The organism is Paenibacillus sp. FSL P4-0176 (assembly GCF_037975265.1).
Lineage (GTDB): Bacteria > Bacillota > Bacilli > Paenibacillales > Paenibacillaceae > Paenibacillus > Paenibacillus amylolyticus.
In genome coordinates this window covers 1,289,666-1,303,709 of the sequence record NZ_CP150242.1, presented here as the reverse complement: position 1 = coordinate 1,303,709, position 14,044 = coordinate 1,289,666, and the positions used below count along the sequence as shown (strand labels likewise).

The 14,044-nt window shown below is 47.0% G+C and carries 12 protein-coding genes; 1 reads left to right on the top strand and 11 read right to left on the bottom strand.

What is annotated here, in order from left to right; genetic code table 11:
- Positions 1-202 precede the first annotated feature (202 nt).
- Positions 203-1,396 (top strand): MalY/PatB family protein, encoded by a 1,194-nt coding sequence (locus MKY95_RS05805; protein WP_339197513.1) that lies wholly within the window; start codon positions 203-205, stop codon positions 1,394-1,396.
- A gap of 185 nt (positions 1,397-1,581) precedes the next feature.
- Here MKY95_RS05805 and MKY95_RS05800 read toward each other — a convergent pair whose 3' ends face one another.
- The 11 genes from MKY95_RS05800 to MKY95_RS05750 all read right to left on the bottom strand — a co-directional run bounded on the left by MKY95_RS05800 (position 1,582) and on the right by MKY95_RS05750 (position 13,497).
- Positions 1,582-2,193, bottom strand: a complete 612-nt coding sequence (locus MKY95_RS05800) for an ATP-binding cassette domain-containing protein (protein ID WP_339197510.1) — start codon at positions 2,191-2,193, stop codon at positions 1,582-1,584.
- Positions 2,183-3,139 carry an ABC transporter ATP-binding protein gene (locus MKY95_RS05795; protein WP_339197508.1) on the bottom strand — a complete coding sequence of 319 codons (957 nt, stop codon included), beginning with the start codon at positions 3,137-3,139 and terminating at the stop codon, positions 2,183-2,185. Before MKY95_RS05795 ends, MKY95_RS05800 begins: the two co-directional genes overlap by 11 nt.
- 2 nt (positions 3,140-3,141) lie before the next feature.
- Positions 3,142-4,143, bottom strand: coding sequence for an ABC transporter permease (locus tag MKY95_RS05790; RefSeq protein WP_143781115.1), 1,002 nt, complete (start codon positions 4,141-4,143; stop codon positions 3,142-3,144).
- Complete coding sequence (locus MKY95_RS05785) at positions 4,140-5,135, bottom strand: ABC transporter permease (protein WP_047841855.1); 996 nt, start codon at positions 5,133-5,135, stop codon at positions 4,140-4,142. Before MKY95_RS05785 ends, MKY95_RS05790 begins: the two co-directional genes overlap by 4 nt.
- Before the next feature lie 42 nt (positions 5,136-5,177).
- On the bottom strand, positions 5,178-6,836 hold the full coding sequence (locus tag MKY95_RS05780) for an ABC transporter substrate-binding protein (protein WP_339197503.1): 1,659 nt from the start codon (positions 6,834-6,836) through the stop codon (positions 5,178-5,180).
- A 286-nt stretch (positions 6,837-7,122) separates the two neighbouring features.
- The gene (nikR, locus tag MKY95_RS05775; protein WP_338707909.1) at positions 7,123-7,659 is read right to left on the bottom strand and encodes a nickel-responsive transcriptional regulator NikR; all 537 of its coding nucleotides are present in this window, start codon (positions 7,657-7,659) and stop codon (positions 7,123-7,125) included.
- Between the two features lie 52 nt (positions 7,660-7,711).
- Positions 7,712-8,725 (bottom strand): alpha/beta hydrolase, encoded by a 1,014-nt coding sequence (locus MKY95_RS05770; RefSeq protein ID WP_338707908.1) that lies wholly within the window; start codon positions 8,723-8,725, stop codon positions 7,712-7,714.
- 92 nt (positions 8,726-8,817) lie between these two features.
- The gene (locus MKY95_RS05765; RefSeq protein ID WP_339197500.1) at positions 8,818-9,858 is read right to left on the bottom strand and encodes a hypothetical protein; all 1,041 of its coding nucleotides are present in this window, start codon (positions 9,856-9,858) and stop codon (positions 8,818-8,820) included.
- 352 nt (positions 9,859-10,210) lie between these two features.
- On the bottom strand, positions 10,211-12,238 hold the full coding sequence (locus MKY95_RS05760) for a hypothetical protein (protein WP_076319423.1): 2,028 nt from the start codon (positions 12,236-12,238) through the stop codon (positions 10,211-10,213).
- Positions 12,213-13,115, bottom strand: coding sequence for an ABC transporter ATP-binding protein (locus MKY95_RS05755; RefSeq protein ID WP_076319422.1), 903 nt, complete (start codon positions 13,113-13,115; stop codon positions 12,213-12,215). The genes MKY95_RS05760 and MKY95_RS05755 overlap by 26 nt, the downstream gene beginning before the upstream one ends.
- Positions 13,108-13,497: a GntR family transcriptional regulator gene (locus tag MKY95_RS05750; protein WP_036606399.1), complete on the bottom strand. Its 390-nt coding sequence runs from the start codon at positions 13,495-13,497 to the stop codon at positions 13,108-13,110. The genes MKY95_RS05755 and MKY95_RS05750 overlap by 8 nt, the downstream gene beginning before the upstream one ends.
- Positions 13,498-14,044 lie beyond the last annotated feature (547 nt).

Sequence of the window (14,044 nt, the reverse complement as noted above, 5' to 3'; positions counted from 1 at the left end):
GGACGTACAAAAATAGTCTTTGTCGTATGCCCGCTGTTCTCTGGCTCGTTAAGTTGTTTTTATATGAATAAAGTCCTGAAATCCGGACCATACATATGAAGCTAATCATACATGCACAATAGTTGCGAAATTAACCAATGTATTAGATAATTATTTGTCGATTTGTGGTCGAAGGAACGGAAATCAAGGGGGATTAAATACGATGAATAACAATAACAGTACATTTGACCAGCCTATTAACCGGATCTCTACCGGATCAGAAAAATGGGATGCGCTTGAGGATATCTTCGGTGCTGCTGATGCGCTTCCGATGTGGGTGGCCGATATGGATTTTGCTGCTCCACCATCCGTCATTCAGGCCCTGCAAACACGGATGGAACACGGGATTTTTGGTTATACAGTACGGACTGAGGCGTATCATGCAGCTGTTGCAGGGTGGATGGAACGGCGTCACAACTGGAAAATTAACGATGACTGGATCGTATTCACTCCAGGTATTGTGCCCGCACTCAGCATTGCTGTACAACGATTCACTCAACCGGGAGATGCAGTGGTCATCCAAACTCCGGTGTATGCTCCCTTCTATGAAGTAGTACGTGGCCAAGGTCGTGAACTGATCACCAATCCTTTGATAGAGAATAACGGTCATTACACGATGGATCTGGAACAACTGGAATCCAGCTTGCAGACCGGTCGGGTCAAAATGCTAATTCTGTGCAGTCCTCATAACCCGGTTGGACGGGTATGGACTCGTGAAGAGCTTGAAGGGCTTACGTCACTGTGTCTGCAATACAACGTACTGATGGTTTCAGATGAAATCCATGCCGATCTTGTTCATCAGCGCGGAACTCATACACCACTGACCCTGATCTCGGACGCCGTCTCTGATCTAAGTATCATCTGTACGGCTCCAAGCAAAACGTTCAACATTCCTGGCCTCTGCACATCCAACATCATCATCCCCAATGCCAAGTTGCGGGAATCGTTCGCGCAGGGTGTAAAAACGATGGGACTTGCCAATATCAGCACATTGGGGGCTGTTGCAACCGAAGCTGCATACAATGATGCCGAGGAATGGCTGGATGAGTGCCTTGCCTATATCCGCGGAAACATGGAGTATGTACAGCAATATGTCGCGGAACATATGCCTCAGATTAAAATGCATCTGCCCGAAGCGACCTATCTGTTATGGATGGATTTCCGGGAGCTGAATATCCCACATGCACAACTATGCAATATGCTGCTTCATGAAGCAGGGCTTGCTTTCAATGACGGGAGCTTCTTTGGAACAGAGGGCACAGGGTTCATGCGCATTAATGTAGCCTGTCCACGTTCCACGGTTGAAGAGGCGATGCGCAGATTATCTGTGTTGTTAAGCAATGTGTCGGGCAAATAAGTTGTCAGTTACATGTATGTACGTTGCGAACAAAACGTGTACTGTTTGTTAAATGGTGAATATTTGTCAAAATAGAAAAAAGGGTGCCCCGTAGTCAAGTCCATGACTCATATTCATGGTCAATGACTGCACAAGGGGCACCCCTTTTGTATTCGATCATTTTTTTTATTCGAACATAATTAAAATTACAGTGACATCGATATCGGCATCGGTGTAATTCTGTCGCACAACCTGTTCAGCAAATCCCGATCATGGCTTATGATCAGTAATCCCAGATCACGCTGGCGAGCCACTTCCATCACGGTATGCCAGATCTGTGCCTGAGTGATCGCATCCAGCATCGTTGTCATCTCATCTGCGATCACGTAACGTGTCGCTGTACCAAGCGCCCGTGCCACACAGAAACGTTGCAGTTCTCCACCGGATAATTCACCCGGTCTGCGGTCCAGCCAGGTCTGCTGAATACCCAAAGCTTCGAGCAACTGTTCATCCTGCACAGACGCCTCTTGCAGCACGCGGCGCATTCTCCAGCGTGGATTCACAGCCTTCTCCGGGTGCTGGAATACCAGCTGAACCTGACATACTCCTGTACGTGGGAGTGGGTTCCCATCCAGAAGCACTTGGCCTGCCACAGGTTCGGCATATCCTGCAAGGATGCGTCCAAGGCTTGTTTTTCCACAGCCACTTGGTCCCCACAAGCCAACGACTTCGCCTTGTTTCACCTGCATATTCATCTGCTGGAACACCCACGATTTCGGATCATAACGGTAACTCACGTCCCGTGCTTCAAGTGACATGGAAACACCTCACTTCTCCGCCCCGTACCTTACGAAGCTCTGGACGTTCGCGGGTACATACAGCGCTTGCTGCATTACATCGGGGAGCAAATGAACAGCCTGTGGTGATCTCTTGACCTGCCAACGGCTGGGAGCCTGGGAGTGGCTGAAATCCGTTCTGCGGCAACGCATTCCAGAGCGCTTTTGTATATGGATGACGCAGACGTTCTCCATTCCCTTTAAAATCATCCACCTGCGCCGCCTCTACATTGGTCCCCGCGTGAAATACAGCGATGCGATCGGCAGCCGTCAGCGCTGTCGTAACATCATGCGTAATCCATAGGATACCTACGCCTTCATTTGCAAGCTTGCGAAATTGCTTCATCGTCTCGGCCAACACTTCGGGATGGATTCCTGGTGTTGGCTCATCCGCAATGATCAGCTTGGGCTGACCTGAGGTCGCTGTAGCCATTAACACCCGCCTTGCCATTCCTCCGGACAACTCAAACGGGTATTTCCCGGCTGTTCCTTGAGGAAGATGATACCGCTCGGTCAGCTCCTGCTCCGTCTTTTTCATATGGGATCGAGTTACAAACCCGCGTTTTCGTCCCGAATTTCGGGTTACCGGTTCAACTTGCCTCCCCACCTTCATCAACGGGTCCAAATAACTGACGGATTGTGGAATCAACATCAGTTCATCACCACGCAGATGAAGCTGTCGGTCTGGGGTCAAAGGCTCGCCACCATAGCTAATACGCCCCTCCAACCTGGCATTGGCAGGCAGAATGCCCATGATGGCCTGCGCCAGCACACTTTTACCCGATCCGCTTGCGCCTACAACAGCCACGATCTCGCCCTCGTTTATGGAAAGATCCAGATTCTGAATGACATAAGTCTGTTCGTACCCAAACCAGCCGTGAGCGCGCCGAAATGACACCGACACTCCCTCAATATCAAGAAGAGCCATATTTACCTCACCTCCCTCGAACTACCTGTACCCGTCAACGTCTTCAGACTATTGCCCAATACATCAAACGCACGAACAACCAACAACAATGCCAGTCCCGGGAAAAAGGCGAGCCACCACATGCCAGCAGATAAATATCTCATCGACTCGGACAAAATAATTCCGATTGCCGGTTGTTGCGGGGACAACCCCAGCCCCAGAAACGTAATAGCTGCCTCATGCAGAATTGCATGGGGAAAGATTAGCAGTACGCCCACGAACAGCTGTGGAACCAGGTGTGGCAGCATATGCTGCACTGCAATTCGTAACCGCGATTGGCCTAACTTGTGTGAAATCTGAATATATTCTGCGGATTTCAGTTGAATCATCTCCGCTCTTACAATCCGAGCCAGATTCGGCCAGTGAGTGAGTGCAATCGCTGCCGCAACTCCTGCCAAACCTCCACCGAATACAAAGGCCAGCATAACTAGCGATACCAGATGAGGTACACTCAGGAACAGGTCGATAATCCATGAGATTACCCGGTCAGCAGCCTTGCTTGAAGCGGCAGTCAAACCCAACAGCAGTGCGATCAATCCGCCACCACATGCAGCAAGCAATCCCACTTGAATGCTGGTTGCCAATCCTTTTAACGTACGCATGAACATATCTCTTCCGAGCCAATCTGTGCCAAATGGATGCGCCCAGGTTGGAGCCAAATTCCGATCCATTAGTGAAGTCAGCGTAGAACCAGTGGGAAGCAGTCTGCCCGTCAACCACACAACGGCAATCCAGATCACCGCGAGGCTTCCCCAGATCACCGCTCTTTGGCGAGGGTTGCGGAAATTTTGGTCTCTGGCAGCCGTATAATCTTTTCTCGATGGGCGTGATGTTCCTGTTCCATTCCCAGCTTGTAGAGACCCGGTATTAATGTTGTACCGTACCTCTTGATTCGCAGTTTTCACTTTCTGTATTTTGGCTGTTTCTGTCGTCTGCTCGGAGGAGCGTTCTACCGTCTGCTTCATGACATCAGCTCCTCCTTCATCCGTGGATCAATCAAGCGATACAGAATGTCGGCAACCATATTACCTGTGAAAACAAAAATCGCACTGCACATCACAAGTCCAAGCAGCAGTGGAACATCTCCACGCAACCCCGCCTGAACCGTCGCCTGACCAAGGCCAGGGTATGAAAATACCTGCTCTGCAAGCACAGCCCCGCCAAACAGTTCACTGAACGAAGCAAACTGCAGCGTGATGGCTGGCAAAACAACATGTCTGAACCCATGTCGACGGAACAGCTGAAATCCACGCTCACCTCGCGCTCTCGCAAACAGAATATAATCTGACTCGAGCACATCTGTGAGCTTCTGCCGGGTATGCAAAGCAATAGAGGCTACCCCGGTCAGGCTGAGAGTCAACGCTGGCAAAATCATATGAATAACCCGATCTCCCCATGTAACCTGATCAGCTGACATCCCGGCGGGTACTCCAAGCCCAACCGGAAGCCATCCAAGCCACACACCAAATACCATCAGCAACAACAGCGCAATCCAGAATACTGGCGTGGAAGCCAGCGTATAACAATACCAACAGATCAGGCGATCCAGCTTCGAATCCCGTCTCATGGCGGCAACTACACCAAGAGTGAAACCAATGATGCCAGATAATATCCAAGCTACAGCCATAAGTGCGACAGAATTCATGAATCGTTCCTGGATAATATCCGCTACAGGTTGTCTGTAGATCATTGATGTCCCCAGATCTCCCTGAATCAGCGTTTGTCCCCAGGTTAGTAATCGTTCCACGGGAGATTCATTCAATCCCCAACGTTCTTCGATTAAACTGCGCTGTTCGGCGCTTACCCTGATCATGTCTCCACCAATGTAAGCTTCGATCGGATCAACAGGAGAGAATTGCATTAATATAAAAGACAACACACTGACTCCAACCAATAGAGATACAAGTCGCAACATTTTAAAACCAACAAATCTGGCCCATCCATTCCTGCCTGTCATCCAATCTCTCCCCAATTCAGGCTAAAGCTACCGGTACGTTTCCTACTTTGTACTGTTATCCCAGGACCATTCCTCCAGATTGGTTGTCACCGGCCAGCCGTGACCATGGGGGTGGATCTGCTGCTCACCAATGTTCAGGCCATTCGTAACCAGATACAGGTGATCTATGTTCACAAGCCACGCCCATGGCGCATCACCCTGATAACTGAAACCTGTTGTTCCATCCCATTCCGCTTTCTGCCAGAACGGCAATGCCTCTTCTTCACTTGTTGCCTGAAGGGCTTTCTCCATCCAAGAATCCACGACAGGATTGCTATACAGCCCCACATTGTAATACCCTTCTCCTTTATGAGTACTGCTATAGAGGTTATAGGTTTCCAAAGGATCATGACTGCCCCACCCAAACAATACAGCGTTGGAGTAAGCCATCTTTTTCGTCTCTTCACGGCTTTTGCCTTCAACATTGATTTTGATTCCCGCCTGGGCTACCATATCCGCAGCAGCCAGTGCCAGAGATTGTCTTGTTAAATCACCTGCAAAATAAAGCAGATTGAACTCGGCCTTAACGCCGTTTTTCTCGACGATACCATCACCATCCGCATCCACCCAGCCACCAGACGCCAGAATGCGCTTCGCTTCTTCGAGATTGGCATCTGTAAATACAGCTTCTGCATTGCTCCAAGGCAGATCATCACTGACGGAATAAGCCGGACGACCGTACCCTTCCAGTACGCCCTCAACCAAAGCCTTACGATCAATCACAACGTTCACCGCTTGGCGAATCGCCAGATCGGATGTCACATCATTTCCTGCGGGAAGACCCTCGCCCGACTTGGCACCAGCAGGTTGCATGGGGAACATGATGCCACGGTTATCTACGGTTTTCACGGCCTCCAAAGTCATACCATTCACCTGTTGTTTGCTAAACGCTGCCGGGATAGCAGCGATATCCACCGTACCTGCCTGCGCAGCGGCGTAGGCCGCATCTTCATCCAGATAGAGGAAGGTGAGTTTGTGGAATGCAGACTTGTTACCGTAATATTCTTCATTGGCCTCAACGATAGCCTGTTGTCCTTTGTCCCACTGAACCAGCTTGTACGGCCCTGATCCGACCGGATGTTCTGCATAATCGGCACCATAGGCGTGTTCAGGCACAATGCCAAGTGTCGTCAGCAGACTGATGAATGTAGACTGCGGCGACTTCAGTGTAAATAAGACCGTGCTATCATCAGGTGCCTTCACATCAGCCATATTCGTCAAATCAATGACAGACCCACTCTGAGCAGCTGTTTCAAACGTAAATTTTACATCCTCAGCCGTCAGGGCTTCCCCATCAGAGAATTTCACATCGTTCCGAAGTGTAACCGTCCAGGTCAGCCCATCTTCACTAACTGAGTATGTGGTAGCCAGATCGTTAACCAGCTGTAACTTGGCATCCCGCTTCAGCAGGGTACTTTGGAAAAGTGGTGACCCATATTGCCCCCATCCGGTTGTTGGATCAAACCCACCTTCCGGCTCGGTGCCAACCGCCAGCACCAATTCGTCTTTGGTTGACGTTGGAACTGACTGTCCATTCTCTGCTGATGAAGCTATTGGCGCTGTGCTCTGTGCACAACCAGATAAACCAATGGAACATACAAGCAAAATACCTAATCCTGTTCTACCTTTTCGTTTTCCCCATCTCCATGAAAATCTGCCCATTCTGGTCGTTCCCCCTCTAAATATGTGCTGCACCCCCTTTTTTCGTGTTACTTTTTAGAGAAATTGTAGCACAAAATACAAATCATATGTCAACAAAGTTAACTCCGTAATCCATATTTTTTCATATTTCAGAATTAATAAATAAAAAATTGTATAACTGAGCATTTGTAGCGCTCTATAAAGTCAGGTATTATAACAAACAAAAAAAACAGACGGTTGGCATCTAACCAATAGTCTGTTTTTTTAGATTTGCTATATTTTCATAGAAATTACACCTGTATTTGTCTTACTCCGCAGAGCGATGATGATGACTGTGACCATGCTGACCCGCACCTTGATTGTGATGATCCAGACTTTGATCCGGATTGCCATCCTGATGACTCTGAGCATGAGCCAGTTTGTTGAGTTCATCTACATAAGTCACAGACAGCTCCGCATACAAAACACCTTTTTGTACCTGGATCTGTTGATGCAAATGATGCAATCGTCCCAGATTCCCTCGTACGGCAATAACCTCCAGGCATTGGTCATGGTTCAGGTGCACGTGCATATTGGAAATGATGTCATGATGCGCCTCGTGCTGCAGCTCCATCAAACGAATGGGAAGATCACTGATATGGTGATCGTAGACCATCACAATGGTGCCTGCCACATCCTGGTCGGATTGTAATGCAGAAGGTTGAAGTAATGTTTTGCGAACAAGATCACGGAAAGCCTCAGATCGGTTTTTGTATCCCTGTTCCTCAATATACTGGTCAAACTGCTCAATTAGAGGTGTAGGAAACGCCACCCCGAACCGGGTCAAATCTTCTTTATCTGCCATACTTCTCCTCCTGCGCCCTCATTTGCTTCGAGTGTACCACAGACTTGTCTGCTCATCGACTATACTGTTGCATGAATCGTACTGCCGAATGTATCGCCTGTTGTCCAGCGTCACTCTCCAGATCAAATTGATAATCATGTCCCAGCTTCTCTGATGAGTTTGAGAAAAACAAGGTTTCCACCTCAACATCAAGGCGCTTCAATACTTGTGCCAGCTCAATCGATTGACTGGTCAACGGGTCATCATTGCCTGAGGTAATGAATGCAGGCGGGTACTCTGCTGTGGCCTGAAGCACGGTCGACATTTCATGCAGACGTGGATAGTCTTCGAATGTTTTGACTCCCGTATATGACCAGAGAAATGTCCGTATGAGTGGAAAGCCTGTATTGGCTACCGTGCTTAGATTGTATGGACCACAGAATAGCAGAACCCCACGCAACTCTTCCGGCTGGGCGGCTGGTGTTATGTTCATCAGCTTGGCGAGAGATGGATTGGTCACCACTGCCGCAGTCTGACTTGCAATCTGGGCACCTGCCGAATTGCCTGCGAGAAATATGTTTTCCGGGTCACCGTGATACTCACTGACATGGTTCTTCACGTAAGTCAAAGCCTGATTCGTCTGGATCACGGGAATGGGATATTTCGTATCCGGTGCGAGCGCATAATTCATACTGACCACAACGTAACCCTGTTTGGCTAATTGTACGGCATAATCTGCGATATCCTTTTTGTCACCCAAGACCCATCCACCACCATGAACCCACAACACAACAGGCAAAGGTTCCGATGTTACGGAAGGATAATAGATATCCAGTGTACTGTCATTACGCCCTTCGTCTGCATAGGGTACATCCACAACACGAGTTATCCCACCCGAGAGCATAGTGTCCTTGCTATTTGTGTCTGTATTAGCAGTTTCAATTAATGATTTTAATAAAAATACCGTTATTTTGGGTGTCCATTGTGTACCAATCCCAATAAAACCTATGATCAAAATTAGTACAACGCTGGGAATCCAGTAACGTTTACGTTTAAAACCTTTTGCCCCCGTACGTTTCGTTTCCAACTTGGACTGCAATAGCTCCACCTCGTTCCATCATCATCGAAGCGTCTTTACATCTAAAGTTGTGTACGTTGCAGAGAGGACCGGGTTTCCTCTTATTTGGGTCTCTTGGCGATTTCCTGTCTGACTTTCACATACGTAGTGGATACGTTTTGCTCCAGTGTATGAATACTTTGTTTTGTTCCTGCCCACTTCTCTGCTACAGACGCCAAGGTGTTCAATGAGCTGAGTACACGTGACGTTTGGCTTTGTTTTGTACTCTGTTTGAACTGTTGTAGAGCTTTGGAATATCGTTCTTTTGCCAGACTCGCCTGTTTTTTAGCCGTTTGAATCTGTTTCTTCGCGGAGTCGGCCCCTGCTAGCATAGCTCGTAAACGTTTTATTTCAGCGCTCTTCCGTTTACGTGCTTCAGCAAGTTCCTTTTTCTTGATCCGGATGTCTTCTCTGGCAAGCTTCACAACGGGTCTCAACGTATCTGCCTGTGTGCGGATCGCTGCACTCCATTCCTTATTTTTGATGGCTTTGGCTGCATCCAACTGTCTATTGACTGAACTATAGAGGGCGAATAGTGGTTCATATCGGGCTTGTGTTTGCTTCACCTTTTCAGCTAGAGCTGCGACCTTCGCATCATCGATTTGTCTTATTTCTACACGTAATCGCTCCAATTCCGCGGTATTGGCGGCATGAAGTGTCTTTATTTTTTGTTCCCAAACCTGCTCTTGAGCCTTCCAGTTCCCCACTTTCTCGTACGCTTGCTTCAAACTTAACTTGGTTTGTGCATCGGCTTTGTTCAAAACGGAATCCCAGGCTTTCTGCGCGGTTACGCCAAGATCTATGCCCGCAGCCTCCACTGAAGAAGCAAAATAGATCGTGCCTGCGCTGAACAGAATCACAAGCCCTATAAGCAGGCGTGATCCAAAAATAAGATGAGTCATCGATGGCAATTGACGACGCCGGACGTTACTTTGTTCCATCATGTGACTATGGCTACCTGCTATTGGAGAAGGGAATAGAATGTCACTCGTCTCCATTAAAGCTATATCTTCTGTAGTTGTATCTTCGATATGCTGTCGCCCCTTCTTCTCTTCTACTAAACCGTGATGTTCTATGAAGTTATGAGAGCTTGATCGTTCCAATAGGGAAGAACAACACTCCATTTCCTCCTGTTCATTTATAGTTTCCTTCCATGCTTCTGTTTGCATGCGTCTCTACACCCTTTCTTCTAAAATATTTAGCAGAATAGCCAACGAAATCAGCGAACGACAAAAAAGCACCCGCAAGTCAGGCATTTGCCTGCTCTTACGGGTGCTTCCCTCATAAGCCGTTCCATATGAGATTCGATTGAACGAGTCGCTCGAACCTTTCCTTTTTCTAATATATTCCATTCACTGTGTCTGGTCAAGTAAATCTGGTTTCACTGGTTGAATAAAACTTTCGATCAACGGGAGAACCCTTCCCGCTTATAGTTAACAACTGATACAGCCCAGCTTATTGATTGACCAAAATAGCTTTCATTTCCTCGGTCAGATCCTCTTCTTTCAGCATCATATAGATGTTCTCGCCACGAATTACATTCAACTTGATCTGATAAACGGTATCTTTCTCTGTTAGATAACCAGACCGTTGACGTTTGAGCAAATCCCTAATGATTTCTTTGTTTTTAGTCGCTATCTGTTTGTTACCACTTAGATTTCCATCGATATATTCAGGCTGCGGAGTAGTCCACTGAAGCGAACCCGGACTGTTAATCTCCTGCTTCGCAAACTGAGCGGAGACAATCTCATCTGCCTGGACAAGTAACTGGTCGTATAACTTGTTCTCCTTCAGCCAAGCCAATACCCGATCATAGCTAGGTTTGATCTCAAAATTCCACATCTCCCTCGGTTGAAATGGATCTTTCGAAGTAGAGTCCTGATTCATCTCCGCGTAAGCAAACGACTGCCACGGGGAGCGCTGTTCTTCATAGGTCTGATCAAAAATGTCCTGTTTCAACAATGCTTTGAACTCACGGACTTGCTCCGGATTGCTAATATAAACCTTCCGGTATGAACTTATGGCAGAACGAATACCGAAACTTAACGCATCTTCATCCAGCTTATACGTTTCAAAGGCGACTCTTTTGTAATCCTGGGACTGTTTCAGAGCCTTTAATTCCTGATGGAATTCCGCTTCTGGAATGTAGTATTTACGTTTCATCACTTTGCCGTTATCCAGCTTGTAGTTAATTAATATAGACTCGTCATTACGCATACCTGTATTAATTGGATCATCCAGTAAAGGAAGATCGGAATCAACAATTTTTTGATGAAGAGCGATAACTGCCCCCATGTATTCCGGATCATTAGAATAGAGGTGAGCATCGTCCTTTTTCTGACTGACACCGTTACTGTAGGTATAACTCTCCCCACCAAGCTTGATGCTATTCACCTTGCTCATTTCAGGCACTCGAGCGGCGTATCCATTCCAGTCGGCAATAGGTACGTACAGTATCAGACCAGCGATGATACCATATAGAATCAGCTTGGGTAGCAGCCTGCTGCTCCAGATCAGCCATGTTTTGCGAATAATCATCTCGGCAACGATATAACCTACAATTCCGCCGAGGATATATCCGAAGATTCCCCATCCAGCTGATCCTCTTGGAGCAATCATTGTAAAGTAACCTCCGCCAATCAGAACCAATGTAAACATCAATCCAAAGCGAAATATAGGTTTTATAAGCTTAAACGTAACTGCTTGGGTAGCAGATTCAACCTGTCTCTTCGCATAAAGTACATAGGTTAGAGGAATAAACAGGATTGCAAATATCGCATAGATAATTAACTCCTGACGGATTACAGGGAGGTTACTGATCGAACCCACACGCAGGACAAGTGAGAGTTTCTCCGCATTAAAGCCCACTTCTTCAAAAACATATCCGAGCAAATAATGCTGGAGATGAAGTGACATAATGAACCATACGACAACAGGTAACAAGACGAGTGCGTACACGGTGAGTCCCTGCAATACAGATTGACCAATACACATGCCCACTGCCACAGTTAGCATGAACATAAACAGCGAGTAGATACTCATGCTCAAGCCCCACATCCAGATTGTACTGCCATCAAACAGAAACGCAGGTTGATCCAGTACCGCCCATACCCAGCCGGTAATCGCAGTTGTAATCCAGATTGGAATCAGGATCATGACAAATCCGGTCAACAGATTCACCGTTAATAGATGTTTACGACGTAACGGCAAACTATGGAACAGATCCGAAGGTGCACCAGATTGAATGTACCGAAAAAGAAAGATTCCAGCCGCTACGGGCAGTGTGATAGCGAACAGAATCTGCACTTCACCATTGGCCTGAAACAAACTTATAATCTGCTGTGGCACATCCCTGTACTCGGTAGCGATATATAACGGAAGTGAGAACAACAATGTGATGAGATATAAAATGCCTATCCATCCATGCTGTCTGAAATTTTGGATCAGGATGCCCCGGTTACAGAACAATCGGTTGAATATCATACCCTGCGTCCTCCATTTCATATATAAAGATTTCTTCGAGCGTCAAAGGCAGTACATCCAGCAGATATGGATCATGTATACGGAATTGATCCGTTACCTGTTGTCGGTTACCTTTGACAATGTACAGGGATACACTTCCCCGTTTCTCTTCATGCAAAATATCAATCTGCTCATCCATGGCTTTGGCATGGTCCGGGTGGCGGAAAGCGACCTGGATTTTATGCGTATCCGCCTTCAGATCATCGAGATCTTTCTCTACAATAATTCGGCCTTTGTGCATAATCGCCACATGGTCACACAGATCTTCAATCTCACGCAAGTTGTGCGATGAGATGACAATGGTTACTTGACGCTCAGCCGCTTCCTGGAACAGCAAGTTTTTGATCTGCTGGCGCATGACCGGGTCAAGGCCGTCAATAGGCTCATCCATCAGTAGCACTTCAGGCATACAGCTAAGTCCCAGCCATACGGCTGCCTGACGGCGCATGCCTTTGGACATGCGATGCAGCTTGCGTTTTACATCCAGTTTGAACACGGTAGCCAGTTGCTTGAACCGTTCCTCATTCCAGCGCGGATATACCGAACGATAAAATGTAGCCATCTGAGTTATTGAAGATTGCGGGAAAAAGTAGGGTGAATCTGCCATAAAAATTGTGCGGCCTTTGAGATCCATATTTTCATAAATCTCATTATCTTCGATACGAACAGTCCCGCTGTCCTGACGGTAAATACCAGCCATCATTTTGAGCAGCGATGTCTTTCCTGCCCCGTTGGAACCGAGCAAACCATAGATCGACCCCTTATGTATGTGCATCGTTACGCCATCCACTGCCTTTTCCTGTTCAAATGCTTTGACGACTTGATTCAGCTCAATCATGAGGCTCCTCCTTCTCTATACGGGCCATCGCTTCCTCAAACAAAAGCGTCATATCCGCTTTGGTCAAACCGGAATACGAAGCTTCTGCAATCAACTTCACCAGAGACTCTCTGATCTCATCTCTCATGGCTTCATTCGGATGTTCCACTGACGATGATACGAAGCTCCCTTTTCCCTGCAAAGAATAAATGTAACCTTCACGTTCAAGCTCACGATACGCTTTCTGAATCGTATTTGGATTCACGGTCAGCTGCGTGGATAATGCACGAACGGAAGGAAGCTGCTCGTCGGGCTTTAGAATACCGTATACGATCATTTCTTTGACTTTGTCCACTAGTTGCTCGTAGATCGCCTTACGGCTGCGTACATCTAATTCGAACATCCCGCACCTCCTTTCTGTAAATGTGTGAAATAACCCATGGGTTATAAATGATTGTATCTGAGGTGTATGTGTAGTTATCTAGGTGAAAAAGGCGTTACCTAAGCTGTACAGCTGTAGTGCCGTACATATTCAACTCTTAGGTGTATTAACTGTACTACTATTATTAATACAGTTAAATCAGATTGTCAACTGTTGACTTTGACTTCTTGTTTTATTGGGAGTACGTTAATAAAGAAAGATTATATGGTTTAAATGACATATATAATTTTTGGAAGCAGGTTCATTCTGGCTTACGACGGGGCTCGATCAGGGTGGCGTTCACATAAAGTGAGGCAAAACGGCTATCTGAAGCGATGTGGCTAGATGTGGCTACTCGAAGTGAGACGGCTACCCGCAACCTTTGCTTGACCGCTTTTGACAGAATTACATGCAAAGGTTGTTCAGGTCTTTCCCCTTCCGTTATGATGGAGATGAAATATTGTTCAATAATCACTTTATCTTTGTTACTTTTTGTGCGCGTTTAACCTGATTGATTGTTAGGTCTGTT

Coding starts and splice junctions, on each gene's coding strand:
- MKY95_RS05805 (WP_339197513.1), top strand. CDS start 203: ATGAATAACAATAACAGTACATTTGACCAGCCTATTAACCGGATCTCT.
- MKY95_RS05800 (WP_339197510.1), bottom strand. CDS start 2,193: ATGTCACTTGAAGCACGGGACGTGAGTTACCGTTATGATCCGAAATCG.
- MKY95_RS05795 (WP_339197508.1), bottom strand. CDS start 3,139: ATGGCTCTTCTTGATATTGAGGGAGTGTCGGTGTCATTTCGGCGCGCT.
- MKY95_RS05790 (WP_143781115.1), bottom strand. CDS start 4,143: ATGAAGCAGACGGTAGAACGCTCCTCCGAGCAGACGACAGAAACAGCC.
- MKY95_RS05785 (WP_047841855.1), bottom strand. CDS start 5,135: ATGACAGGCAGGAATGGATGGGCCAGATTTGTTGGTTTTAAAATGTTG.
- MKY95_RS05780 (WP_339197503.1), bottom strand. CDS start 6,836: ATGGGCAGATTTTCATGGAGATGGGGAAAACGAAAAGGTAGAACAGGA.
- nikR (WP_338707909.1), bottom strand. CDS start 7,659: ATGGCAGATAAAGAAGATTTGACCCGGTTCGGGGTGGCGTTTCCTACA.
- MKY95_RS05760 (WP_076319423.1), bottom strand. CDS start 12,238: ATGATATTCAACCGATTGTTCTGTAACCGGGGCATCCTGATCCAAAAT.
- MKY95_RS05755 (WP_076319422.1), bottom strand. CDS start 13,115: ATGATTGAGCTGAATCAAGTCGTCAAAGCATTTGAACAGGAAAAGGCA.
- MKY95_RS05750 (WP_036606399.1), bottom strand. CDS start 13,497: ATGTTCGAATTAGATGTACGCAGCCGTAAGGCGATCTACGAGCAACTA.